The following is a 794-nucleotide window of genomic DNA, read 5'->3' on the forward strand; positions in this document are numbered from 1 at the left end:
TAATTTTTGCATTGAATGATTCTGCAAATGCATTCGTTTCCCTGTTAACAAAATATTTAGTATTGCCTCATAATAGTTCTGCATGGTATTTGTTACGGTTCTGAGACATCCGTACCCAAGCTTTTATGTTTTATTGTACCACAAGGCAAGCTTTCCACGTGCCACATCCTTGTCTTAGTGCTTATTATACACATCGGTCAACTCTGTAGCCAAGTCGTAAACTGATTTCAGCTCCGGATAATGTTCGAATATGATTTCCGCACGTATTCTTTGGGATTCAGTCCATTTGCTATAATGCTTGACAAGTACATGTCTAGCCCTTGCCAGCAGCTGCTTACGGGTATCACCATTGGCATATCGAAACGGGACATACTCTATGTTTTGCTCTCCGCACCGCTGAATTTCATCGTCCTCCAAATCCCGTGCCATCCAGCGATAAGTAATCCTGAGTTCATCAATTGCCTCATAAAAGAGTTTCCGTACATGAAACCGGTCATTTGTCATAGTGGCGTTGGGGAAAGCCGTCCGGACGATCCGCGTCATGGCCGGCGAAAGATCCAAAGTGACCTCTTTGGCTCTCTTACGCTTGGAGACATGAATCATTTCAAGCGCCTTTATGACGTCTTCAGACTTCGTGCCACGTATCATGGCCACAAGTGTGCCTTTGCCACCACGTCCCGTACGGTTAGTGACAACAGTATATAATTCTCCGCAACTCAAAGAGGTCTCGCCAATACGGAGGCCGGGGCCTATGTTCCGTTTGAACAGGACATATTCCGTGGCATGATCTAGCT

The 794-nt window shown here is 45.5% G+C and carries 1 protein-coding gene; it reads right to left on the reverse strand.

The window, feature by feature from the left end; all coding sequences use genetic code 11:
- Positions 1 to 174: 174 nt before the first annotated feature.
- Positions 175 to 794 (reverse strand): ISAon1 family transposase (locus E5342_RS19120; RefSeq protein WP_246867183.1); only part of this gene is annotated, 620 nt, incomplete at its 5' end.

The sequence above is a fragment of the Parabacteroides distasonis genome (assembly GCF_004793765.1).
GTDB lineage: Bacteria > Bacteroidota > Bacteroidia > Bacteroidales > Tannerellaceae > Parabacteroides > Parabacteroides distasonis_A.